The following is a 24,102-nucleotide window of genomic DNA, read 5'->3' as shown; positions in this document are numbered from 1 at the left end:
GCTCCAGAAAGAAATCGGGAGCACAGCATCGGACATCAGGTTTCGGCTTGGAATGTGGGCTTCATGGAGCGCTTACGATTAATTTTGTGAAGTGGAAAGGAGCTGATTAAGACGGCAGGTTGAAGCGGTGCGCACAAACCAGGCAGAGATTATTTGCCAGCACATGACGATCCAGCTTTTCGCCAAGCTGAGCACCCAGCGCACAGCCGTCCACGCTGCCGATGAGCCCGCCAAGGACGGCACCTGAGAGCCTTCCAATGCTGATGCCAATCGGACTAATAAGCGCGCCAACCGTCGCGCCAATTTGGCTACCTGCGAGTGCGGTGCTCGCGCCTCGTGCTGCACCACCGACAGCGCCAACAATGGCACCGATTCTCATGGCTGGTCTAAGGGAGGCAATTTTTTTGGAGGTGCAACGAGGACACTGAAGTGACATGGGAAGGATTCCATGAGGGATATTCAGTGTCGTGATGTAGGTGTTAAATGCGATTCAATATCGCTGAGGGGGAGATGCGAGTTCGTTTTTGCCCTGAGCGGTCCGCGTCCGTCAGCCAACAGTATGCGAACTTAGTTCTTACGATATACGTAGTTCGTTCTTACTGGGTAAAAATGGCTATTTTCGCGCCGATGAGGGCCGGTGAGGAAAGCATAATCGACTGTTGGATGAAAAACTACTTGAATACCCTATGGCATGAAAAGTAACCATCCTTACACGATCAGCACCAACTCAAAAAGGTCCTGCGGCGGAGCCCAGCCAACGATCAGTCGCTAGGCTTACCTGTCGTAGCCAGGTCTCGCGGCGTTCCCTACCCAAAAGAGGACGGCGAAGTCCAGATAACTGCGGTGATGGATACGGTACTCGCCAGTTCGAGTCTGAGAGACGCTCTCAACTCTCAGGAAAAAAATACTGGGCGCTGCAGGTCTTCTTGTCGGAGCGAACACGGCCTAAAGTCGCATCACTCCCAAACACATAACGAGCAGGCAAGTGACAAACACCCATGATCTCTACCCGAGGATTGTACGCCTTAAGCAATTGATCGAGCGTATCGGCCTTAGGCGGTCAACGATCTACGACCGCATGGATAGGCTGTCGCCAAGGTACGATGCGACGTTTCCCTTACCGATCAAACTGGGAGCTGGCGCCATTGGCTGGATTGACTCCGAAATCACTACCTGGATTGAGCAGCGCATGTCTGCCAAGGAGGCGCGCTAATCATTGAACTGCCTCTCCATCGGTGGACAGGCTGAAACAACCTCGAATACTTGGCGCTGAAAATCGCTCACTAACTACGTATAACATTTTAATTCATATTTCTATTGCGAGGTGCGTTACAGGCAGTACTTTGATCGGGGTTGGCTTGCCCTGTTATTTTTGGTTTATATATTATTAGTAATTAGTATTCTCATTAGTGGTGATCGTCTAATAAAGAGAGGTGTGCCTAGTAGGTGTCAAAGTAATAGGGATTGACTTGACTCAAGACAAGTCAATCAGTAGTGATTATCCATCTTATTGAGTGCTTGAAGGTATGAAGGGGTATGTAAGCGTATTGAAGGATGAGCGCGAAATAGCGCTCCTGAGTAAGTGTCACATGGTGCTGGCCAACGGTGAAGAGCAAGGCGCTTTAGATATAGGGATGCTCTGCATGCTAAAGCGAGCATCCCTGTTGGTTCAGGATCTTATAAAAACTGAGGGGGATGCTTTTACACTTGAAGCTGTAGATGACGATGGTAACTCTCGTCTTCATTGGAATTTGCCAGGAGTCCTGCTGAACAAACTGATCAAAATGCGAATTTCGCGAGACGACCATTTAAACAGGCTTTACACATTTGAACCGTATATCGCGCTAATGGTTGATCAGGTTAAAGCAGCACGCCTATGCGGGGTTACGTTGGTTCGGAAAATGCGGAGTGATCGTGACGAGGTAGAACACTACGTTCAACAATTGAACTCGTGTGTGGAAGGTATTCGGCAAGAGGCTCGTTCGAAAAGCTTTGCGAGAAAGCTTAAAAACTACCAGCGGTCGAGTAATAAAAACCATAAGGAGCTGACCGGATACGTTGATGCGTTGTTTGAACGCCATTCCCGGTTGCTGGTGCTAAGAGTTGATCTTGGCTACCAAAAGCAGCATTGTAGGACGACACAGGCTGAAGCGAAGCGAGATCGAGAACACCTGCTTCGGAACAAGAGATCGAACAAATTGTTCGATGACATGGTGGGTTACATCTGGAAGCTGGAGCATGGGCCGGAGAAAGGCTTCCATTACCACATGATGTTTTTCTTTGATGGTTCCAAGGTGCGAGAGGACATTACGAAAGCCCTTCTGATAGGCCGCTACTGGACGGAGCTGATCACAAAAGGTCGAGGCGTGTACTACAACTGTAATGCGGACAAATCGCGCTACAAGAGTTGTGGGATCGGTATGGTCGATCATCGGGATAGTCCGATGCGGGATACGCTAAACCAATTGGCGATCCCCTATTTGACCAAGACCGATATCTACATGAAGCTGCAAGCAATTGGGCGAGGCTTGGGGAAGATGGAGCGACCGTCGCTCAAAGATCCGCGCGGGCGACCCAGGGCTTTACTCGCTGCTTGAGCGTGGTGGGCACAAAATTCAGGTTTGGTCTGACAGGTACCATAAATCTGAAATATTTGTCAGATCCAACCTGATATTTACTCCTTTTCAACCGCTTTTGTTTTTTTCCAGGCCCTATTAACAAGATCATCTCCTGGGAGCCAGTTTTTCTCTATGCGGTTTCGAATATTTGATGAGGTCAAACCGGATGGGCGGGTTTTGAGAATGAACTCAGTCATATGTTTCTCTAGCGCAGATGCTGCTCCGCTGCAGCTGGGCCAGCCACTCTCCGGTTTCAATTCCTCAAGCAGCCTGACTACTTCCTCTTTGGCAGGTAGAAAGTTTTTAGTCCGACTGGCCCCATTTCTACTGTTTCGGCTTGAACATTTGTCAGCTTCAAATGCAGTGATGATGGCTGCTGATTTTTCACTGATTTCACCAACCTGCACACTTGCATAACTGGTAAAGGCCCAGGCGCGGTCGCGGTTTTCATGTTTCTCGGCGTCTCTTGCCAGTTCGAGGTACAGGCAGGCATATCTCGCGTCTTGCAGCAGTGTGTTGATCTCTTCACTGTGTAGTCTGTCTTCGTTTCTCCAGCGAGTTTCTAACTCTGCTTGTAACTCGGGGTTGGCTATGACTGCGCGGATGTCCTCCAGTAGTTTCTTATATTCATCAAGCTTAATTAGTGGATGGAAAAAACCATCCCAAAGCATGCCGTGGTTTCTAGCGATTGCTTTATCGACTGTGGTGTTGCCTATGCTTTCATTCGTGTTCATTGTGATTTGAATCGGTGAAAATAGTGCAGGCTTCGTTTCTTTCATTTTGTGATTTCTTGACGGGTTTTGTTGACGTTGGGTGTCGTGCGATACGTAAATTTTTCAGGGTGGTAGAGGATAACATTCCCCATCTTTCGCCGATTGGTAACGAGTGGTGATCTCAAGCTAAAAGTTGAGAGACGGTCATGGGAGTGGTAATAAATTTGTTCCAGTCGTTCATCAAGGCGCGTCGCTTATCGAGAAAGTCCGAGCGGGAGTATGCCCCTTCAGTTTGGTCGCGCTCATCGTGCGCCAGCGCCATCTCGCATACCTCGCGTGGGTAATGGGTGCATTCCCCGGCCCAGTCTCGAAATGAGGAGCGAAAGCCATGTCGAGTGATTTGTTTGTACCCCATGCCATGTAGGAGCGTTCGTATAGCGTTGGCATGCATGACCCCAGTCTTGCCCTGACCTGGAAATAGAAAGGCGCTTCTTTCTTCTCGCGGAATGCTCTTCACCAGCTTCACAACTTCCTCGGCAAGCGGGATTACAAAAGCTACTCGCATTTTCATTCGCTCATCTGGTAGAGACCAAGTGCCAGCGTCCAAGTCAAACTCATCCCAACGAGCGAACCGCACCATGTGGGCGCGTGCGCTAGTCATTATTAACAACTGAGCAGCCAACGAAGCCGGTGTGTTATTCGCGCTGAGGCTTTCCATCAAGACAGGCACGTCCTGCCATCGCATGGCTTCAAAGTGCTCGCGCTTTCGAGCCTTTTTCTTTTCGGCTCGACTCAGCAGATTATCTAAATGCCCACGCCAGCGAGCGGGGTTTTCGCCCTCGCGAAGGTTGCGTGCCTTGGCGGCGTCCAGAACCTGTTCAATTTGTCCACGCAACTCATCGGCGGTTCTGGTCTTGGTGGACCAGATCGGTTGCAGCACCTTGAGAACCTGTGGAGTACCAATCTCCTCGGCCGACAATTTGCCTATGTGGTCAAACGCATACAGCTCCAGCTTCCGCAGCCAGCCTTTGCGCCACTTCTCCGACCACGTCCCTCCATGCGCTTCGCAATACTCTTTCGCGAGCGTCTCGAACTTCAGCTGTTTTGCCTCGCTCGTTCGCTGTGCTTCGCGTTGGGCAGCGCGCTCGATATCGCGAGCGGCTAGAGGATCTATGCCATCGCTCAACTGGCTTCGTTTATTGCTGGCGTCTTGTCGGGCTTTCTTGAGGGTAACTTCAGGAAAGGAACCCAAGCCCATCTCTCTGCGACGGCCCGCCAGTTGGAAGCGAAGAAGCCAGGATTTACGCCCGGTAGGTTTGACCACTAAGCGAAGCCCATCGCCATCTTCATAGGTGCCGGGTTCGGTCAGATTTTCGACTTGTTTCGGATTCAGCTTACCCATTTGATTTCCCCTCTCGTCCCTTTGTCCCCCCACCTGTCCCCCCACTTCATCGTCGGATGAGGTCAAATGGCGTTGAACACCATCGGACAGGGATGCGCCTGAAATGCCGGTGATAGCTAGGCTATCGGCTGGATTCTCGGATGGGATAGGATTATTTTGGACAATTAAAAAGCCGGCTTGTGGCCGGCTTCTCGGGGGCGGGTTTGGCTTATTTTTGGTAAGCCGTACTCGCCTTCAATCGGGACATCCAGCGCGTTGTGGCTGGGTGTGGGGCGTAGCGGCTTTTTGCTGCCTGGCCCTGCATTCCGGCTCGCGTGCCGCGAGGGGGAGTGCACAAGTGCGACGAATCATACTGGGGTTTGAGTACTTTTCCCAGACCTAAGGTTGTTCGTCCAGTTTGTAAGGCACTGGCGGGCGTCGCTGGCTAAGCGTGGACCACCAGAATACCCAGCCCAGTATCCGTATCTGCTGCGCATGGACTTCTGTTGCGTCAAAGACTTCGTCCGGATACTCCAGGCAGTTGTGGCTGCGGATGCGCAGGCCGTTGTTGGGCAGGCGGTAGAGGTATTTGATGCGCAGCATGCCATCCTGCTCGAGCGCGTAGATTTCACCGTCGACGATTTGGGTCAGGCTGCGGTCGATGGCGACTGTGGAACCATCCTGGATCCTGTGCGCCATGCTGTTGCCAATCATGGGTGCGCAAATGGCCTGGTCGGGGCTGACATCCAGGGCCTGCAGGGTCGAGCAACTGAGCCGCACGGTGCAATCAGGAATTTTCACCACATGGGTTTTGCCTGATCCGTCGGGGTGCAAGGTTTCGTTGTAGAAGGGCGCGTCAATATCGCAGGCATTAGCCGGTTTGGGCTGTCCGGTCTGGGCAGGCGATTTTTCATCGTTGCTGCTGACAAGGCCCGGATGCTTGACGCCCTCGCCGGTACGTAGCCAGCGGCTGTTGACGCACAGCAGTTCGGCGATTTCGTCCAGGCGAGCCATCGGAATGCCCCGTTTGAACCAGTTGTTGACGTGCTGCGGCGTAACGCGGCGATTGGCTGCGAAGTCCGAAGCGGTTAAATGGCACTCCCGCAGGAGGGCTTTCAGGCGATCACCGGATGTATTCATGAACACAGAGTCTACGGGCAAGCCAAGCCTGTTTAAATAAACTAAGCGTTCAAAAAAAAACGGTAAAACCAGAAAATTCCTAGACTTGCAGCGATATTTCCTACTGGCATTGACTGGGCATTTTGCGCGCCGTAAACAGGCTGTTTTATTGCGTTTATGCAGGCATAAAAAAACCCCGGCGAGCCGAGGTTTTTTTTAACCGCTTGCTTAGCCTTTATAGGCCGCAACCGATTTGGTGATTTCGGCGCGGGCAGCTTCAGCATCGCCCCAACCTTCGATCTTCACCCATTTGCCTTTTTCGAGATCTTTGTAGTTCTCGAAGAAGTGCTGGATCTGCTGGATCAGCAGGGGTGGCAGGTCGGTGTACTCTTTCACGTCAACGTACAGCTGGGACAGCTTGTCGTGAGGCACTGCAACCACTTTGGCATCGCCGCCGCCGTCGTCAGTCATGTGCAGGATGCCAACCGGGCGAGCACGGATAACCGAGCCTGGAGCTACCGGGTAAGGGGTAACCACCAGCACGTCCAGCGGATCACCGTCGTCAGCCAGGGTGTTAGGGATAAAACCGTAGTTGGCCGGGTAGAACATCGGGGTGGCCATGAAGCGGTCAACGAACAGGCAATCGCTGTCTTTGTCGATTTCATATTTGATCGGCGCGTGGTTAGCCGGAATCTCGATAGCGACGTAGATGTCATTCGGCAGGTCTTTGCCAGCCGGAATCTTGCTGTAGCTCATTGGGCGGTGCCCCCGTTAGTAGGCCAGTTTGTTTGGCCGATTTGGCCAAAAAGTGGCGGCGATTATAGGCGTATTCCTATAAGGACGTCACCCTTGGGCGATCAGTGCTGCGCGCGGTATTCGGGGTGTTCGCTTTGCAGCTGCTTGAGGCGTGCCAGCGTGTCCTGACGATAAAACAGGCTCAGTTGTTGATAGACCAGCGGGTAGGCATGGTTCAACAGGTCGGGTGCGCTGAAAAAGTACTCGCTGGTGACCGCAAAGAACTCCGCCGGGTTTTCGGCGGCATAGGGGTCGATAGGCGCGTGGTCGGGGTTGTGGTGGTCGAGGTAGTGATTGAGATGGTCGTAGGCCTGTTGCATGGCCTGGGTCCAGTCACTGACATGCATGCTGCTGTGCAAGGGCGGCATGCCATTCGCGGCACCATTGAGCATGTCCAGCTTGTGCGCCAGTTCGTGGATGACCAGGTTGTAGCCTTCCCAGCCACCGCTGGCCAGAACGCCCGGCCATGCCAGAACGACCGGCCCATGCTGCCAGGCTTCACCGCTGTGATGGCCTTCCCATTCATGCTCTACACCGCTGGAATCGCGATGGCGCTGGGGGCTGACGAAGTCGTCGGGGTAGAGCACGATTTCGTGAAAGCCCTGGTACCAGTCCAGGTCACCCAGGTTGAGCAGCGGCAATTGCGCCTGAGCGGCCAGCAACAGCCGGCCCTCTTCAGTCAGCTCAACCCCGGGCATGGGGGTGAGGTGCTTGGCTTGCAGAAACAATACGCTGCTGTCGCGCAGCCATTTGTCCTGCTCGTCATTCAGCCCGTCGAGAATGCTCAGATGCTGGCGCACGTTGTGCCATACGTCAGGCGTTACCGGGTGCTGCGCAAGGATTCGCTGGCGCCGCCATTCACTTAGAGACCACATGGTGGTGTCTCCCGATCAGGCTTTGGCTTTGGCTGGAGTACGGCCCAGACGGCTGCGGATCACGCCAATAATCATCGGTACCAGCGACAGCAGAATGATGCCCACCACCAGCAGCGACAGGTTCTTCTTGATAAATGGCACATTGCCGAAGAAATAACCCAGAGTGACCAGGCCGCCAACCCACAGGATGGTGCCGAATACGCTGAACATAAAGAAGCGCGGGTAGAACATGCGCGCCACACCGGCAACAAACGGAGCGAAGGTGCGGAAAATCGGCAGGAAACGGGCCATGGTTACGGTTTTACCGCCATGACGCTCATAGAAGTCGTGGGTTTTTTCCAGGTAGTCGCGACGGAAGATTTTCGAATTCGGGTTGCTGAACAAGCGCTCGCCTGCCGTTCGTCCGATAACGTAGTTGGTGCTGTCGCCCATGATCGCAGCCAGCATCAGCAAGCCTGCGAGCAGTACCGGGTCCATGCCGCCGCCGGCAGCTACGGCGCCCGCGATAAAGAGCAGCGAATCACCCGGCAAAAACGGCATGACCACCAGACCGGTTTCGCAAAAAATCACCAGAAACAGGATGGCGTAGATCCATGGCCCGTAATTGTTTACCAGCATGTCGAGGTACACATCGAGGTGCAGGATAATGTCGATCGGGTTGAAATCCATGTGAAGCACCTGTGTTGATGACCCGGCTCTGCAGGTCTGTGCGGGTAGGGATGCGTAGTTAACTACAACAATTGTAGTTTTTTCGTACTTTTTTGAAGAACCGGATTATACGGATTGAGACGAATTCTGCAGTGTGAGTTTGTAGCGAAGCGTGTATTGGTAGTCAAAAGCCGTAGCAGCAGCCTCGTTCCTTCGGCAGCTGCTACGCAGAGTTAATCGCCCTTGAGCAGAAAGTTTTCGCTGGGCGCTTCGACATCCAGGGTCTGCACCTGGGCTTCATCCTTCAGATTCACTCCCGATAATTGCCGCCGGCAGGCTTCGCGCATCAGGTACGCCAGCCGATGAGCGGCCATGCCGTAGCTCAGGCCTTCAAGCCGTACATTGGAAATACAGTTGCGATACGCATCGGTCAGGCCGATTTTCGGCGCGTAGGTGAAGTACAGCCCCAGGCTGTCGGGGGAGCTGAGCCCGGGGCGTTCGCCGATCAACATCACCACCATGCGTGCGCCCAGCAGTTCGCCAATTTCATCGGCCACGGCAACTCGCCCCTGCTCTACCAGAATTACCGGCGACAGCGACCAGCCTTCAGTCGCCGTGTGCTCTTCCATGCGCGCCAGGAAGGGCAAGGTGTGGCGATGCACGGCCAGTGCCGACAAGCCATCCGCTACCACCACGGCGACATCGATGCCGCCGGGGTTGGCCGCTGCGTAGTCGCGCAATTGCTGCGCAGAGTCGTCGTTGAGCTTGCGTCCCAGATCCGGGCGTTGCAGGTAGCTGTGGCGGTCAGCCGCGGCACTGTGCAGCAGCAGGCTCTCGCGCCCGCGCTCGGTTAACTGTGCACTCAGGCCGGGGTGATCAAACGGCAAATGCACCGCATCCCGGGCCTGGGCATGGGCGAATTGAAAGTCGAGCTGGGCCTGGGTCGGCATGCTGGTGCCGGTGCGTCCCAGGGCAATACGTGCGGGGGTCAGGCGGCGCAGCTCCAGCCACGGGTTAAGGTTGTCGGCCATGCCTAGCGTCCTCCCAAATGAGCCAGCGCCTGGCGAAATGCAGGTGGCAGCTGATGGCCGAACTCGATGCGGCCATCGTTCTGAGTAAAAATGCCCACCTTGCTGAGCCACTGTTCAAACTCCGGGGCGGGTTTTAACCCCAGGGTTTTGCGGGCATACAGGGCGTCATGGAACGACGTGGTCTGATAGTTGAGCATGATGTCGTCCGACCCCGGGATGCCCATGATGAAGTTGATCCCGGCCACCCCCAGCAATGTCAGCAGGGTGTCCATGTCGTCCTGGTCCGCTTCGGCATGGTTGGTGTAGCAGATATCACAGCCCATGGGCACACCCAGCAGCTTGCCGCAGAAGTGGTCCTCAAGGCCGGCGCGGATGATCTGCTTGCCGTTGTACAGGTACTCGGGGCCGATAAAACCGACCACGGTATTGACCAGAAACGGCTTGAAATGCCGTGCCACGGCGTAGGCGCGGGTTTCACAGGTTTGTTGATCCACGCCGAAATGGGCGTTGGCCGACAGCGCGCTGCCCTGACCTGTTTCGAAATACATCAGGTTATTGCCCAGAGTCCCGCGATTGAGGCTTAAACCTGCCTCGTAGCCTTCTTGCAGCACATTCAGGTTGATGCCAAAACTGGCGTTGGCTGCCTCGGTGCCGGCAATGGACTGAAATACCAGATCCAGCGGCACGCCGCGATTGATGGCTTCGATCGAGGTGGTGACGTGGGTCAGTACGCAGGACTGGGTGGGGATTTCATAGCGCTGGATGATGGCGTCGAGCATGTTCAGCAGGTCGCAGATCGAGGCAATGCTGTCAGTGGCCGGGTTGATGCCGATCATGGCATCGCCGTTGCCGTAGAGCAGCCCGTCGAGAATGCTGGCGGCAATGCCGGCCGGGTCATCGGTGGGGTGGTTGGGTTGCAGGCGTGTCGAAAGTCGGCCGCGCAGGCCCATGGTGCCGCGAAACCGGGTAACCACACGGATCTTTTGCGCGACCAGAATCAGGTCCTGTACGCGCATGATCTTCGACACGGCGGCGGCCATTTCCGGGGTCAGGCCCGGCGCCAGGGCCCGCAGGCTGTCCTCGCTGGCTGCGTCGCTGAGCAGCCAGTCGCGAAAGCCACCGACGGTCAGGTGGCTGACCGGGGCGAAGGCTTGAAGATCATGGCTGTCGATAATCAGCCGGGTGACCTCATCGGTCTCGTAGGGGATCAGAACTTCTTGCAGAAAATAGGCGAGCGGGATGTCAGCCAGCGCCATTTGCGCGGCCACCCGTTCGCCGTCGTTTTGCGCAGCCACGCCGGCCAGAAAATCCCCGGAACGGGCCGGGCCAGCCTTGGCCATTACATCTTTAAGGCTATCGAAACGGTAGGTCTGAGTGCCAACCGCATGTGAGAATGTTGCCATACAGGGTGCTCCATGACGCCAGACGCAAGGCGTCTGGCGGGATTCTCAGCGGTCAGTGCAAGGCTTTTTCGGCCTGTTGAATAGCCGCGAATTCCTCTTCCGGCGTACCGGCCACCAAATGGTGCCGACTGTAAAAAGCGAAGTAGGCAATTAATACTCCATAGATCACCGCAGCGCCAATCACCACCCGCGGGTCAACCAGGAAGCCGGCCACCACCGCGACACAGGCAAGCACCAAAGCAGTGCCCGAAGTGAAAATCCCGCCCGGCGTGCGATACGGGCGCTCCATTTTAGGGCGGCGAATACGCAGGGTGATATGCGCGGCCATCATCAGCACATAGGAAATGGTCGCGCCAAATACCGCCACCAGAATCAGCAAGTCGCCCTGGCCGGTCAGTGACAGACCAAAACCGATAATGCCGGGAATGATCAAGGCCAGCACCGGCGCCTTGCTCTTGTTGGTTTCGGACAGTTTGCGCGGCAAATAGCCGGCGCGGGACAAGGCGAAGATCTGACGTGAATAGGCGTAAATGATCGAGAAGAAGCTGGCAATCAAACCGGCCAGGCCCACCAGGTTCACAAAGCCGCCCATCCAGGTCGAGCCGCCATACGCCTTGCTCAGGGCTTCGACCAGCGGATTACCCGATGCCATCAAGTGGTGCGCGCCGGCGCCGCCCGGGCCGATCACCAGAATCAGCAGGGCAAAGGTGGCCAGAACCAGCATGGCGCCGATCAGCCCGCGAGGCAGGTCACGCTTGGGGTTCTTGGTTTCTTCAGCAGCCAGCGGCACGCCTTCGACAGCGAGGAAAAACCAGATCGCATAAGGGATGGCTGCCCAGACACCGACATAACCGAAGGGCAGAAATGCGCTGGCGCCCTTGGCCTCGGTGACCGGGATATCCAGCAGGTTGGCGACGCTGAAGTGCGGCACCATCGCGACCAGAAACACCCCCAGGGCAATGGCCGCCACGGCGGTGATGATGAACATCAGCTTGAGCGCTTCCCCGACCCCGAAAATATGGATGCCGATAAAGATGATGTAGAACGCCAGGTAGATCATCCAGCCGCCAATACCGAACAGCGACTCGCAATAGGCGCCGATAAAACAGGCAATCGCGGCAGGGGCGATGGCATATTCAATCAGGATCGCCGTACCGGTGAGGAACCCGCCCCACGGCCCGAAAGCACTGCGGGCAAAGCCGTAGCCGCCACCGGCAGTGGGGATCATCGAGGACAGTTCGGCCAGTGAAAAACACATGCACAAGTACATGGTGGCCATCAGCAATGTGGCGATAAACATTCCGCCCCAGCCGCCCTGGGCCAAGCCGAAGTTCCAGCCGGCGTAGTCGCCGGAAATCACATAGGCCACGCCCAGGCCCACCAGCAGGACCCAGCCGGCAGCGCCTTTTTTCAGTTCACGTTGTTGGAAATAATCGGAGCCGACTTTTTCGAAATCGACAGAGGACGCCGCCGCAGCGGCAGTAGGTTCGCTAGGCATGGGAATTCACCTGTTCTTTTATAGTTTGAGAAAATATGACAGGGAGATAAGCAAGAGCTAGGCCAGAAGGCCCGGTGTAGAGCTATTGATGCCAGTTTGTGGGAGCGGGCTTGCTCGCGATGCAGGCGCTGCGGTCGTTCAGTACAGCGCAGCGATCCTTTCGCGAGCAAACCCGCTTCCACAGGGGTCTGGGTTAGAAGAAACCCAGCGGGTTGATGTCGTAGCTCACCAGCAGGTTTTTGGTCTGTTGGTAGTGGTCGAGCATCATTTTGTGGGTTTCACGGCCGACGCCGGATTTTTTGTACCCGCCGAACGCGGCGTGTGCCGGGTAGAGGTGGTAACAGTTGGTCCACACGCGACCCGCCTTGATGGCACGGCCCATGCGATAGGCGCGGTTGATGTCACGGGTCCACAGGCCGGCGCCGAGGCCAAACTCGGTGTCGTTGGCAATCGCCAGCGCTTCGGCTTCGTCCTTGAAGGTGGTGATGCTGACCACCGGGCCAAAGATTTCTTCCTGGAAGACGCGCATTTTGTTGGTGCCCTTGAGCAGGGTCGGCTGGATGTAATAGCCGGTTGCCAGATCGCCTTCGAGCTTGGCTACGGCACCGCCGGTCAGCAGTTCAGCGCCTTCGTTCCTGGCAATTTCAAGGTAGGACAGGATCTTGTCGAATTGCTGCTCGGAGGCCTGGGCGCCGACCATGGTGTCGGTGTCCAGCGGGTCTCCACGCTTGATTGCCTCGACCTTGCGCATCACCACTTTCATAAAGTCGTCGTAGATCGACTCCTGCACCAGCGCCCGCGACGGGCAGGTGCACACTTCGCCCTGGTTGAAGAATGCCAGCACCAGACCTTCAGCGGCTTTTTCAATAAAGGCCGGCTCGGCCTGCATGATGTCTTCAAAGAAGATGTTTGGCGACTTGCCACCCAGTTCCACGGTCGACGGGATGATGTTCTCGGCGGCACATTTCATGATGTGAGCGCCTACAGGTGTGGAGCCAGTGAAGGCGATCTTGGCAATGCGTTTGCTGGTAGCCAGCGCTTCGCCTGCTTCTTTACCGAACCCCTGCACGACGTTGAGGACGCCAGGTGGCAGCAGGTCGCCGATCAGCTCCATAAAAACGGTGATGCTCAGCGGCGTTTGTTCAGCCGGTTTGAGCACGATGCAGTTGCCCGCCGCCAGTGCAGGGGCAAGTTTCCAGGCGGCCATCAGCAGCGGGAAGTTCCACGGAATGATCTGCCCGACCACGCCCAGCGGTTCGTGGATGTGATACGCCACAGTATTGCCGTCAATTTCGGCGGCGCTGCCTTCTTGAGCGCGGATGCAGCCGGCGTAGTAACGGAAATGATCCGCAGCCAGCGGCACGTCGGCGTTCAGGGTTTCGCGTACGGCTTTGCCGTTGTCCCAGGTTTCGGTAATGGCCAGCAGTTCGAGGTTTTGCTCAATGCGGTCAGCAATCTTCAGCAACACCAGCGAACGTGCCTGCACTGAGGTCGCGCCCCAGGCATCAGCAGCGGCGTGGGCAGCGTCGAGGGCTTTTTCGATGTCTTCGGCAGTAGAACGCGGGAATTCGGCAATGGCTTTGCCGTTGACCGGCGAGGTGTTGGTGAAGTACTGGCCTTTGACCGGTGCCACGAATTCGCCGCCGATGTAGTTACCGTAACGGCTCTTGAACGAAACAATCGAGCCTTCAGTACCGGGTTGTGCGTAACGCATGGTGAGTGTCTCCTGGCTTTATTGTGCTTATGGGAGGACGCGCTGTGGCGCTGGCAAAAGTATGAGCAAGGGCTGGGCCATCTTTGTGCAGGCCTTGTCTTCCAAGGCTTTGCGGGTTTTACCCGGTCGTTGGGGAGAGGGGCTTGTGGCACACCTGATACAGCTGTGGTGACAATTTGTACCAGTCTTGGCACAACCGATGACCGGCCGGTCAGTTCGCGATTGCAAAGGCCGGTGAGCAAGAGGATGCTGGGCGTTCGGTTTGGACTGGATCTTTGTTGCCGCTGAGGGCGAGTTGCCTCTGTTGAGCACGGGACCACCGAGACAGAGCGGAGAACAATAAGAAATGCACAGCACCGATTTGCGCCGTCACGCACGGCAAGTCATTGATGTCACCCGCGGTCGCCCGCAAGGGTGTGACCCGTCCATCGTCCGTTCCTGGCAGCGTTGCCTGGAGGACTATCACCTCGATCCTGCGCAAACCATCGCCCCGACCGTACTTGAGCAAGGCCGTATCCTTGAAGGCCGCGAGCGTTTGCAGCAGGTGCTGAAAATTGCCGGTCACGAAATGAACAGCCTGCATCAGCAACTCTCCGGTGCCGGGCACGCGGTGCTATTGACTGATGCCCGTGGCGTGATCCTCAACTGTGTCACTGCCCCCTCCGAACGCAAGGTGTTCGAGCAGGCGGGGCTGTGGCTGGGGGCCGACTGGAGCGAAGCCAGGGAGGGTACCAACGGCATCGGTACCTGCCTGGTCGAGCGTCAGGCACTGACCATCCATCAGGATGAACACTTTCGTGGCCGGCACACCGGGCTGACCTGCTCGGCCAGCCCGGTGTTCGATCCGCAGGGCGAGTTGCTGGCGGTGCTCGACGTGTCTTCGGCCCGCCATGAGGCTTCCCGTCAGAGCCAGTTTCATACGATGGCGCTGGTTAATCTGTCAGCGAAAATCATCGAAAACAGCTACTTCCTCGGGCACTTTCAGAATCAGTGGCTGCTGCGTTTTCATCTGCACGCCGAGTCTGTCGGATTGTTCAGCGAAGGCATGCTGGCGTTTGATGGCGACGGAGTTATAGGCGCGGTTAACCAGAGTGCCCTGAACCTGCTAGGGCATGTGCGTGGCAGTTTGCTCGGGCAATCGGTCGACAGTGTTTTCGATTGCCCGCGGGATGAGCTTTTCAGTCGGGCCACCCTCCAGGCGAATGCCAGTTGGCCGCTGCATACCCGCGACGGGCGTCGATTATTTGCGGCACTGCGCGGCCAGCCACGGAACGGGCCTGCCCCGGTCATGGTGCAAGCCGAGCCACCGCGCCCGAGCAGCATCTGCCTGGGTGATGAGGCCCTGCAGACGGATTTTCGCCGGGCATTACGGGTGTTTGAGCGCGATGTGCCGCTGCTGGTCAATGGTGAAACCGGCTCCGGCAAAGAAGCCTTTGCCAAGGCTGTGCATCAAGCCAGCTTGCGCAGCAGCAAGCCGTTTGTGGCGCTCAACTGCGCGTCGATCCCCGAAAGCCTGATCGAGAGCGAACTGTTCGGCTATCGCGGTGGCAGTTTTACCGGGGCACGCAAGGAAGGCATGCAGGGCAAGTTGCAGCAGGCCGATGGCGGCACCCTGTTTCTGGATGAAATTGGCGATATGCCGCTGGCGTTGCAAACCCGGTTGTTAAGAGTGCTGGAGGACCGTGTGGTGGTGCCCATTGGTGGCGAGCCGATGGCGGTCAACGTGCGCATTATCAGCGCCACCCACCGTAACTTGCAGGAGCGCGTGGCGGACGGCAGTTTTCGTGAAGACCTGTATTACCGCCTTAATGGACTGGAAATCGGTTTGCCAGCGTTGCGCGAGCGCACGGACAAATCGCAGTTGCTGGACTTCTTGCTGGCCGAAGAGGCGGGAGGGCAGCGCCTGTTTATCAGCCCGGCGGCACGTGAGGCGTTGCTGGATTTTGCCTGGCCAGGCAACGTGCGTCAGCTGCGCAATGTGCTGCGAACCCTGGCTGCACTCTGCGAAAACGACGTGATCCAGTACGAAGATCTGCCGGCCACTATTCGCCTGGCTCCGCCCAAAGCCCCTGAAGCATGTGAATACCCGCTTGAGGATGCCGAAAAGCAGGCCTTGTTGCTGGCGCTCGAACTGCACCGCTGGCATATGACCCATACCGCGCTGCAACTGGGGGTGAGCCGCAACACCCTGTATAGAAAGCTGCGCAAGCATGGGATTGAGCGGTAATGCTTAAAAGCCCCTCACCCCAACCGTCTCCCGGAGAGTGAGGGGGCTGACCTGAGGCGTTGCGCAAATCCGCTTTTGCTTTTAGTCGCCTCTCCCTCAGGGAGAGGGCTAGGGTGAGGGTTTCAGAATCATCAGGTGCGAAAAGAACCTTGCTACGCTACCCTTCGCCGATGGTTTACGAGGTCAACTATGCACATTCATATTTTGGGTATTTGCGGCACTTTCATGGGGTCGCTGGCGGTTCTGGCCAAAGAACTGGGCCATCACGTTACTGGCTCAGACGCCAACGTCTATCCGCCGATGAGCACCCAGCTGCAGGCTCAAGGTATTGAACTAACCCAGGGCTATGACCCGGTTCAGCTCGATCCGGCGCCAGATGTAGTGGTGATCGGCAATGCGCTGTCCCGTGGCAACCCCGCAGTTGAGTACGTGCTCAACAAGGGCCTGCCTTACGTGTCCGGCCCGCAATGGCTGGCTGACCATGTGCTGCAAGGCCGCTGGGTACTGGCCGTGGCAGGTACCCACGGTAAAACCACGACCAGCAGCATGCTGGCCTGGGTGCTGGAGCACGCGGGCATGGCCCCGGGTTTCCTGATTGGCGGTGTGCCGCAGAACTTTGCCGTGTCGGCCCGTCTGGGTGATACGCCGTTCTTTGTGGTAGAAGCCGATGAATATGACAGCGCCTTTTTCGACAAGCGCTCGAAGTTTGTCCACTACCGTCCGCGCACGGCAATCCTCAACAATCTCGAGTTCGATCACGCTGATATCTTCCCGGACTTGCCGGCCATTGAGCGGCAATTCCACCATTTGGTGCGCACTATCCCGAGTGAAGGGCTGGTTATCCACCCGACCACCGAGCCTGCATTGCAGCGTGTAATCGAAATGGGCTGCTGGACGCCGGTACAAACCACGGGCGTCGATGGTCAATGGCAAGCCAGGCTGCTCAGTGATGACGGCTCTCGCTTTGAGGTGCTGTTTGACGGCGCGCTGCAAGGTACCGTCGATTGGAACATGACCGGCCAGCATAACGTGGCCAACGCCCTGGCGACCCTGGCCGCAGCGCGCCATGTAGGCGTGGTGCCGAGCATGGCGATTGATGGGTTGAGCGCTTTCAAAAGCGTAAAACGACGTATGGAGAAAGTCGCCGAAGTCCACGGCATTACCCTCTACGACGACTTTGCCCACCATCCGACTGCGATCGCGACCACCCTCGATGGCCTGCGCAAGCACATTGGTGACGCGCCCTTGATCGCGGTGATTGAGCCGCGCTCCAACTCCATGAAGCTCGGAGCCCACCGTGATGGCCTGCCGCAAAGCGTGGTGCAGGCGGATCATGTGGTCTGGTATGCCCCGGCCAATCTGGGTTGGGATCTGGCCGCGACGGTGGCATCGAGCCCGGTGCCGACCAAGGTGTGCGATTCGCTGGACGCCATCATTGCCGAGGTCAAGGCCCAGGTTAAGCCCGGTACCCATGTGGTGATCATGAGCAATGGCGGCTTCGGCGGGCTGCATGGCAAGCTGGCGGAAGCGCTGCAATGAGTGGCCCGGAACGCATAACCCTGGCGGTCACCGGTGCTTCCGGCATGCCGTACGCCTTGCGCCTGCTCGATTGCCTGGTGCGCGAAGACCGCGAAGTCCACTTCCTGATCTCCAAGGCCGCACAATTGGTCATGGCAACCGAAACGGATGTCAGCCTGCCGCCAAAGCCACAAGCAATGCAGGCTTTTCTGACTGAATACACGGGCGCTGCCGCAGGGCAGATTCGCGTATACGGCAAGGAGGACTGGATGTCGCCCGTGGCTTCGGGGTCGGGAGCACCCGCTGCGATGGTGGTGGTGCCGTGTTCCACCGGCACCCTGTCGGGGATTGCCACCGGCGCTTGCAACAACCTGATCGAGCGGGCCGCAGACGTGACGCTCAAGGAGCGTCGCCAGCTGATTCTGGTGCCGCGTGAGGCGCCGTATTCCAGTATCCATCTGGAGAACATGCTCAAGCTGTCCAATATGGGCGCGGTAATAGTGCCTGCATCGCCCGGCTTTTATCATCAACCGCAGACTATCGATGACCTGGTGGATTTTGTGGTGGCGCGCATTCTCAACCTGCTCAATATCCCCCAAGACATGCTCCCGCGCTGGGGCGAGTACCATGTGGGCGGCGATGAGTAAGGCGCTATTGGCCCTGCTGGTGGCGGCTCTGGTTTGTGGTTGCGCCAGCGTGCGAACGCTGGATGCGGCCAAACCGGGCGCTCCCGTTGTGTACTCGGGTACGCGGCTGGACGTGTATGCCCTTGAGGGCGGGTGCTGTGCCAAGGATCGCTTTGGCGCCGAGGCTCCGCGCTATCCGGGCCTGGACCTGCCCGCCAGCGCGTTGCTCGATACCGTGCTATTGCCGTTGTCCGTGCTGACGGTGCTGGGTGTCGGGTTTCAGGCCAGCGGTGGTTTGTAGCCAGCAGGGCGGGTGACTATTTACCCAGCTTGCGCAACTCATCGGATTCGATCACCCGCACGCCGTCCTGTTCTTCCAGTGCCAGGCGCCACAGCGCACGGGCCAGCTGGCAGGCTTCGATACCGTGGTACTTGCCCGGAATCAGTTTGGACAGTGGCCCGGCGATCTGTTCGGCCAGACGTGGCTCGACGCGATCGCCCAGTAGCAGGGAAGGACGGGCAATGGTCAGTTGCGGCCAGTTTTGCGCGCGCAGCGACTGCTCCATTTCACCCTTGACCCGGTTATAGAACACCGAGGACTTGGGGTCGGCGCCGATGGCACTGACCACCACCAGATGGCGTGCGCCCATTTCCCGCGCGCGTTTGGCGAAAGCCACCACCATGTCGTGATCCACCGCGCGGAAGGCTGCCTCGGAACCTGCCTGCTTGATCGTGGTGCCCAGGCAGCAGAAGGCGACATCGACCCGGCCACTGAGTTGAGGCAGGAACACGGCGGGGTCACCTACCGGGTTTTCCAGGTGCGGATGCGCCGCCAGAGGCTTGCGTGAAGGGGCGAGCACGCGGGTGATGGTGGGCTCGTTGAGCAGGCGGTCAAGTAGCAGTTCGCCGGTAAGGCCGGTAGCGCCTGCGAGCAAAATATGTGAAGGCGTCAAGTGCATAATGTTTCTCCCTTGATACAACCAGCTTAGCCATTCCAGGGTTATTTGCTTACTGCAAAGCCTGTTTCGCTTGTTGTTGACGCAAGCGTTGCCAGTGGTTCAGAACGCCTTTTGGCGCCCAGATTTGCGGTTCGGATGGCTCGTAGCCATCCGCTTGTTCGCGTTCGGCCACGTACTGCCTGGCCAGTTTGAAGGCTTTTTGCAGGTCGTCGGTCTGGTTCAGCGCCTGAGCAAACAAGGCATTGCCGAAGTAGGTAAAGTCGGCTTCTTCAGAGCAGCCAAAAGACACGCGGTCAGCCTGGGATGCGGTCATGATCAGGGTTTTTTCATCCTTGAGCGCGGGGATAAAACCGCCTGAATAGCAGGATGAAATCACGATGATCTTGTCGCGGTTTTTCAGTGGGGCCAAGGCTGCAGCCAGCTCGTCGGCGGGCAGGTCTGCCAGCTCCATGCGCGGTTGATCGAGTACCAGCTCGTGTTCCTGGGTGCCGTGGCTGGTCAGATAAATGAAAATCAGGTCTTCAGGGCCGGTGCGCCCGGCCAGGGTTTTTGCCGCGCGGTACAGGTTTTCGCGGGTGGCCATGGGGCTATCGAGCAGATGGTCGCGGTGGTTCACCAGGGTGATCCGGCCACGGCTGCCAAAACGGCTGGCCAGCATGTCGCTGACGTAATCGGCTTCGCGCTTGAACACGCTCTGCTTGCCGTCGCCCGCCAGCACCAGGCTGTACAGCTCGATTGCCGGGGTGGATGGGGCAACGCCGTCCAGCGCCTTGTTGAGCAATGTGCCCTGGTTGAGCAGCCCCAGCTCCAGCGGGTCGGGCAAGACTGTCCCTTTGGCATCGCGCACTCGCTGGCCGTTGAGCCAGTAGCCGCTTTGTACGGTACCGTCGCTCAGGGTCAGGGTGCCCTGGCCCTGATAGGTGTCTGCGGCGAACTCGCCAACATAGGTGCTGCCGTCGGGCAGGCTCAAATGGCCGGGACCGTTGAAGCGCCACTCGTTGAACATGCCGCTGTAGTGGCTGCCGTCGATGCCTGTCAGTTCGCCCTTGCCGGTTAATGCGCCGTCCTTGAAGTCACCGCTCCACACATCGCCGTCGGCATTCTCATAGCGGCCCTTGCCGTTGAGCTGGTTGTGCTTGAACGCGCCCTCGTACTGGTCGCCGTCGGCGCTGTTGAAGATGCCGTTGCCTTCAAGTTCGCCATTGACGAACTCGCCGACGAACTCATTGCCGCTGGCATCGCTGCGCCTGCCGGTGCCGTGGGGTTTTCCGTGGGCAAACTGGCCCTGGTACTGGCTGCCGTCTTCCAGCTCCAGATGGCCATCGCCCGAGAACTGGTCATCCTTGAAGTCGCCGCGATAGCTCAGGGTGCCTTGCTTGAGCGTGCCCTCGCCCTCGCGGTTGCCCAGCTTGAACCCGCCCTCGTAGGTGCTGTCGTGGGTGGTCAGGCGGCCATGGCCGCTGTACAGGCCTTGCGCGAAACCGCCGCGATAGCTATCGCCATTGCTGGCGTGCCACTCGCCCTGGCCGTGCCACTGGCCATTTTTGAACTCCCCTGCGTACCAATTGCCATTCGGATAGTCGATACGACCCTGGCCCTGCAGCAACCCGTTGACCACTTCACCTCGATAGCGCCCGCCATCGGGCAGGCGTGCGTCGGGCGGTAACAGTGATTCACCGTCTCCACAGGCCGTCAGCAGCAGGGTCAAAGCAAGGGGGGCAAATGGGCGCATAACGGGATCCGCATAATTAAGCCACCGAGTATGCCGCAGCAATGGAAGCTGTCTATAGGCCCGGATGAAACATCGGCAGTTATTGTATGCCAAGGTGCAAGCCTGAGCCGTTGGTCGGTAGGACGTGCTTATAATGCGGCACAAAAATATTCGCTGGAGAGGTGAAATGTTGCTACGCGGCTTGACTTGGCTGGTGCTGTTTCAATTGCTCGGTACCGCCCTCAATCACTTGTTCGTCCCCGTATTGCCCGGGCCCATTATCGGATTGCTGCTGTTGTTGGGCTTCTTGATGGTGCGCGGTCAAGTCAGCGAGCCATTGAGTCAGGCTGCCGGCGGGTTGTTGCGCTATTTACCCTTGCTGTTGGTGCCGCCCGCGGTGGGCGTGATGGTGTACGCCGCCGATATTGCCGCTGACTTCTGGGCGATTGTCGGGGCGCTGGTGCTGTCGCTATTGATCTCGATGGCATTCGTCGGCGTACTGATGCAGCGTCTGCTCAAGAATCACAGCCATCCCGAGGAGCGGCCATGAATCTGCAATGGCAGGGCGCCTGGGAGTCAGTTATCCATCATCCGTTGTTTGGTATCGGTATCACCCTGGGCGCCTATCAACTGGTGCTCGCCGCTTACGAGAAAACCCGCTGGCTCTTCCTGCAGCCGGTGCTGGCCTCGATGCTGCTGGTGATCGGTGTGCTGCTCAGTTGCGGCCTGAGCTACGCGGAGTACCGCAAGAGCACCGATATCCTGAGTATTTTGCTGGGCCCCGCAACGGTGGCGCTGGCGGTGCCGCTGTACCTGAACCTGCGGCGGATCCGGCAGTTGTTCTGGCCCATTTTTACTACGCTGGTAATTGGCGGCGTGTTCGCCACTGCGTTGGTGGTGGGCCTGGCCTGGTGGTTCGGGGCCGAGCACATGATGCTGATGACCCTGGCGCCCAAGTCGGTGACCTCACCGATTGCCATGCTGGTGGCCGAGCAGATTGGTGGTGTGGCGGCGCTGGCAGCAGTGTTTGTGCTGATTACCGGGGTGATCGGCGCAATTTGCGGGCCGGGCCTGTTGCGCCTGCTCGGGGTTCACAGCCCGGAGGCCCGAGGTATGGCCCTGGGCATGACGGCGCACGCGGTTGGCACTTCGGTGGCCCTGCAGGAAAGTGAAGAGTGTGGCGCCTTCGCGGCGCTGGCGATGAGTCTGATGGGTCTGGGTACGGCGGTGTTCCTGCCGTTGGCCGTGACCCTCATGGTGTAAGGGTGAAGCTATGACATTGCCGCTGTTTCCTTTGAATACCGTGCTGTTTCCAGGTTGTGTGCTGGACTTGCAGATATTTGAGGCGCGCTACCTGGACATGGTTGCCCGCTGCATGAAGCAGGGCACAGGCTTTGGTGTGGTGTGCATCCTGGATGGCCGTGAGGTCGGCAATGCACCCCAGGGTATCGCCGGGATTGGCTGTGAAGCCCTGATTCGCGATTTTCAGCAGCAGGACAACGGCCTGCTGGGCATTCGCGTCGAGGGCGGGCGGCGCTTTGAAGTGCTGGGCACTGAGTTGCAGCGCGATCAGCTACTGCTGGCGCAAGTCGAGTGGCTGGATGACGCCCCCGAGCAGCCCCTGCAGGAAGAAGACCAGGACCTGCTGGCCTTGCTCAAGGCGCTGGCCGAGCACCCGATGGTGGCGGCCCTGAACATGAACACCGAGGTGGCGGGGCAACAGTCGCTGTCCAATCAACTGGCGTACCTGTTGCCCTTTGCCGAGGCAGACAAGATCGAACTGCTGCAGGTCAATGACCCGCAGCAGCGTCTGGACGGGATACAAGTGCTGCTCGATGAGATCCAGGGCGAAGCCCTCAACTGATCTCAGTAGGCGTAGCGCAGCAGTTCCCTGGACAAGTGCCCGAGCATGAAAAACCCGTAGAGCGCAGTGACTGACGGCAAGATCAGCCACCAGATTTTCTGCGGGACCGGCTCAAGGGGCATGTATCGCTGGCTTAACGCCAGAGCGAATGCGTTGACAGTGATGGCGAGCAGGGCCCCAGCGGTGATGTCCGTTGGCCAGTGAGCGCCCAGGTACACCCGCGACATCGCCACGGTGATCGCCAGCAGGCAACCCAGCAATACCCAGGTGACGCGCATGCGTTGTGGCTGGTTGCGCCCGGCCAGAATGGCCAGGGCGACAAAAAACGCAAACGCCCCCGAACTGTGGCCGCTGGGCATGCTGTAGCTGGTCAGCGGGTCCACCAGCACTTCTGGGCGCACCCGGGCGAAGAAGTGCTTGGTCGCGGTATTGGCCAGCGCGGTAAACAGCGTGACCCCGCCAAAGAACCACATTGCCCGCCATTGCCGGGTAAACAGCAGAATGACGCACACCAGGGCTGCCGCCAGAAACTGGGTACGGAAGTTGCCGATTTGCGTCACCAGCACGGCGGCGCTGTCCATGGCACTGCTGCGATGCTCTTGTACCAGGGCCGTGATGCCCTGGTCGAAGGCGGTCATGTGTGGATAACCGATAAAGACGGCCAGTAGCAGGGCGAAGCTGAGTGTGCCGATCAGCAGCGTGGCCCGGGGTTGGCGACGGATACTGGCGTTGATGCTCAGGCCCAGCAGGGCGGCAAGGCCTGCGGCAACAATGGCGGCCTGTAGCCAGAAGCCTTCGGGCAGTGGCAGGCGAATGGCAGCACCGGTGGCCCAGCCCGGTAGCAGGTACGCCACCGACCAGCCTGCTCCGGCCAGCAGGCTGACGCCGATAAAGCGCGGGATCGGCATGTCGCACATCCCGGCCACCATCGGCAGCATGGGCCGCAGCGGGCCGATAAAGCGCCCGACCAACAGGCTGACAATACCGTAGCGATGGAAGTAGCTCTCGGCCCCGTTCATCCATTCGGGATGAGTGCGCAAGAGGGGTAAGCGGCGAATGTTCTGGTGGAAGCGCCTGCCCAGGGCGTAGGACACAGCGTCGCCGAGCAACCCGCCGAGAAAGCCCAGCAGCAGGGTTTGGCCCAGGGACAGGGCGCCGCTGCCGGCCATGACGGCAATGGCGAACAACAATACGGTGCCGGGAACAATGATGCCGGCAATTGCCAGACACTCCACGCAAGCCACAATAAACACCGCGAGGCCCAGCCACTGCGGGTTGGCTGTCAGCCAGCCGGTGATGCTATCGAGCCATGGGCCCATGTTCCGATTTCCTTGTCTGCTTTTTAGGTTGTTTGTAGGCGCTACAGTCTTGAAGCTGGCCCGGCTCTAGTTGTGGGAGTGGG

At 58.1% G+C, this 24,102-nt stretch carries 23 protein-coding genes; 9 read left to right on the top strand and 14 right to left on the bottom strand.

Features of this window, described 5'->3' with window-relative positions; translation table 11 throughout:
• Window positions 1-106: 106 nt before the first annotated feature.
• Window positions 107-379, bottom strand: coding sequence for a hypothetical protein (locus GHN92_RS12430; protein WP_256666456.1), 273 nt, complete (start codon window positions 377-379; stop codon window positions 107-109).
• 606 nt (window positions 380-985) lie between these two features.
• Between GHN92_RS12430 and GHN92_RS12425 the strand changes: the two genes are divergently transcribed.
• Together GHN92_RS12425 and GHN92_RS12420 are read left to right on the top strand one after the other, a co-directional pair.
• Complete coding sequence (locus GHN92_RS12425) at window positions 986-1,213, top strand: AlpA family transcriptional regulator (protein ID WP_178102626.1); 228 nt, start codon at window positions 986-988, stop codon at window positions 1,211-1,213.
• A 376-nt stretch (window positions 1,214-1,589) separates the two neighbouring features.
• Window positions 1,590-2,597 (top strand): inovirus-type Gp2 protein, encoded by a 1,008-nt coding sequence (locus GHN92_RS12420; RefSeq protein WP_178102625.1) that lies wholly within the window; start codon window positions 1,590-1,592, stop codon window positions 2,595-2,597.
• A 77-nt stretch (window positions 2,598-2,674) separates the two neighbouring features.
• Here the strand turns inward: GHN92_RS12420 and GHN92_RS12415 are convergent, their stop codons facing one another.
• The 10 genes from GHN92_RS12415 to GHN92_RS12370 all read right to left on the bottom strand — a co-directional run bounded on the left by GHN92_RS12415 (window position 2,675) and on the right by GHN92_RS12370 (window position 13,795).
• The gene (locus tag GHN92_RS12415; protein WP_153380269.1) at window positions 2,675-3,397 is read right to left on the bottom strand and encodes a hypothetical protein; all 723 of its coding nucleotides are present in this window, start codon (window positions 3,395-3,397) and stop codon (window positions 2,675-2,677) included.
• 115 nt (window positions 3,398-3,512) lie between these two features.
• Window positions 3,513-4,733 carry an integrase arm-type DNA-binding domain-containing protein gene (locus GHN92_RS12410; protein WP_153380267.1) on the bottom strand — a complete coding sequence of 407 codons (1,221 nt, stop codon included), beginning with the start codon at window positions 4,731-4,733 and terminating at the stop codon, window positions 3,513-3,515.
• Between the two features lie 378 nt (window positions 4,734-5,111).
• A complete protein-coding gene (locus tag GHN92_RS12405; protein WP_094999457.1) occupies window positions 5,112-5,852 on the bottom strand; it encodes an XRE family transcriptional regulator in 741 nt (246 codons plus the stop codon).
• 207 nt (window positions 5,853-6,059) lie between these two features.
• Window positions 6,060-6,587, bottom strand: coding sequence for an inorganic diphosphatase (gene ppa, locus GHN92_RS12400; protein WP_016779241.1), 528 nt, complete (start codon window positions 6,585-6,587; stop codon window positions 6,060-6,062).
• Window positions 6,588-6,688: 101 nt separating this feature from the next.
• Complete coding sequence (locus tag GHN92_RS12395; RefSeq protein WP_094999456.1) at window positions 6,689-7,501, bottom strand: zinc-dependent peptidase; 813 nt, start codon at window positions 7,499-7,501, stop codon at window positions 6,689-6,691.
• 15 nt (window positions 7,502-7,516) lie between these two features.
• Entirely contained in the window at window positions 7,517-8,170 is a 654-nt protein-coding gene (locus GHN92_RS12390; protein WP_094999455.1) for a DedA family protein, read from the bottom strand.
• A gap of 212 nt (window positions 8,171-8,382) precedes the next feature.
• Window positions 8,383-9,180, bottom strand: coding sequence for an ethanolamine ammonia-lyase subunit EutC (eutC, locus tag GHN92_RS12385; RefSeq protein ID WP_094999454.1), 798 nt, complete (start codon window positions 9,178-9,180; stop codon window positions 8,383-8,385).
• A 2-nt stretch (window positions 9,181-9,182) separates the two neighbouring features.
• Window positions 9,183-10,583: an ethanolamine ammonia-lyase subunit EutB gene (locus GHN92_RS12380; protein WP_095020960.1), complete on the bottom strand. Its 1,401-nt coding sequence runs from the start codon at window positions 10,581-10,583 to the stop codon at window positions 9,183-9,185.
• Between the two features lie 52 nt (window positions 10,584-10,635).
• The gene (gene eat / locus GHN92_RS12375) at window positions 10,636-12,081 is read right to left on the bottom strand and encodes an ethanolamine permease (protein WP_094999452.1); all 1,446 of its coding nucleotides are present in this window, start codon (window positions 12,079-12,081) and stop codon (window positions 10,636-10,638) included.
• Window positions 12,082-12,274: 193 nt separating this feature from the next.
• Window positions 12,275-13,795 (bottom strand): aldehyde dehydrogenase family protein, encoded by a 1,521-nt coding sequence (locus GHN92_RS12370; RefSeq protein WP_095020958.1) that lies wholly within the window; start codon window positions 13,793-13,795, stop codon window positions 12,275-12,277.
• A gap of 346 nt (window positions 13,796-14,141) precedes the next feature.
• On the opposite strand from GHN92_RS12370, the gene GHN92_RS12365 reads away from it, so the two are divergent.
• The 4 genes from GHN92_RS12365 (at window position 14,142) to GHN92_RS12350 (ending at window position 18,467) form a co-directional block, all read left to right on the top strand.
• Window positions 14,142-16,022 carry a sigma-54-dependent Fis family transcriptional regulator gene (locus GHN92_RS12365; protein ID WP_094999450.1) on the top strand — a complete coding sequence of 627 codons (1,881 nt, stop codon included), beginning with the start codon at window positions 14,142-14,144 and terminating at the stop codon, window positions 16,020-16,022.
• Window positions 16,023-16,211: 189 nt separating this feature from the next.
• Entirely contained in the window at window positions 16,212-17,561 is a 1,350-nt protein-coding gene (gene mpl, locus GHN92_RS12360; protein ID WP_150629029.1) for a UDP-N-acetylmuramate:L-alanyl-gamma-D-glutamyl-meso-diaminopimelate ligase, read from the top strand.
• Window positions 17,558-18,187, top strand: coding sequence for a flavin prenyltransferase UbiX (ubiX, locus tag GHN92_RS12355; RefSeq protein ID WP_094999448.1), 630 nt, complete (start codon window positions 17,558-17,560; stop codon window positions 18,185-18,187). Before mpl ends, ubiX begins: the two co-directional genes overlap by 4 nt.
• Window positions 18,180-18,467 carry a YceK/YidQ family lipoprotein gene (locus GHN92_RS12350; RefSeq protein ID WP_094999447.1) on the top strand — a complete coding sequence of 96 codons (288 nt, stop codon included), beginning with the start codon at window positions 18,180-18,182 and terminating at the stop codon, window positions 18,465-18,467. The genes ubiX and GHN92_RS12350 overlap by 8 nt, the downstream gene beginning before the upstream one ends.
• 16 nt (window positions 18,468-18,483) lie before the next feature.
• Here GHN92_RS12350 and GHN92_RS12345 read toward each other — a convergent pair whose 3' ends face one another.
• Together GHN92_RS12345 and GHN92_RS12340 are read right to left on the bottom strand one after the other, a co-directional pair.
• Entirely contained in the window at window positions 18,484-19,125 is a 642-nt protein-coding gene (locus GHN92_RS12345; protein ID WP_094999446.1) for an oxidoreductase, read from the bottom strand.
• Window positions 19,126-19,174: 49 nt separating this feature from the next.
• Window positions 19,175-20,857, bottom strand: coding sequence for a C13 family peptidase (locus GHN92_RS12340; RefSeq protein WP_153380265.1), 1,683 nt, complete (start codon window positions 20,855-20,857; stop codon window positions 19,175-19,177).
• Between the two features lie 166 nt (window positions 20,858-21,023).
• Between GHN92_RS12340 and GHN92_RS12335 the strand changes: the two genes are divergently transcribed.
• The 3 genes from GHN92_RS12335 to GHN92_RS12325 are packed head-to-tail and all read left to right on the top strand — an operon-like array spanning window position 21,024 to window position 22,700.
• A complete protein-coding gene (locus GHN92_RS12335) occupies window positions 21,024-21,386 on the top strand; it encodes a CidA/LrgA family protein (protein ID WP_094999444.1) in 363 nt (120 codons plus the stop codon).
• The gene (locus tag GHN92_RS12330) at window positions 21,383-22,099 is read left to right on the top strand and encodes an LrgB family protein (protein WP_094999443.1); all 717 of its coding nucleotides are present in this window, start codon (window positions 21,383-21,385) and stop codon (window positions 22,097-22,099) included. The genes GHN92_RS12335 and GHN92_RS12330 overlap by 4 nt, the downstream gene beginning before the upstream one ends.
• Window positions 22,100-22,109: 10 nt before the next feature.
• Window positions 22,110-22,700 carry an LON peptidase substrate-binding domain-containing protein gene (locus tag GHN92_RS12325; protein WP_094999442.1) on the top strand — a complete coding sequence of 197 codons (591 nt, stop codon included), beginning with the start codon at window positions 22,110-22,112 and terminating at the stop codon, window positions 22,698-22,700.
• A gap of 2 nt (window positions 22,701-22,702) precedes the next feature.
• On the opposite strand, the gene GHN92_RS12320 is transcribed toward GHN92_RS12325, so the two are convergent.
• Window positions 22,703-24,019 (bottom strand): bifunctional DedA family/phosphatase PAP2 family protein, encoded by a 1,317-nt coding sequence (locus GHN92_RS12320; RefSeq protein WP_094999441.1) that lies wholly within the window; start codon window positions 24,017-24,019, stop codon window positions 22,703-22,705.
• Window positions 24,020-24,102: the final 83 nt, after the last annotated feature.

This window comes from Pseudomonas sp. FSL R10-2964 (genome assembly GCF_009600035.1).
Taxonomy (GTDB): Bacteria; Pseudomonadota; Gammaproteobacteria; order Pseudomonadales; family Pseudomonadaceae; genus Aquipseudomonas; species Aquipseudomonas bubulae.
This window is presented reverse-complemented; position numbering and strand designations above follow the sequence as displayed.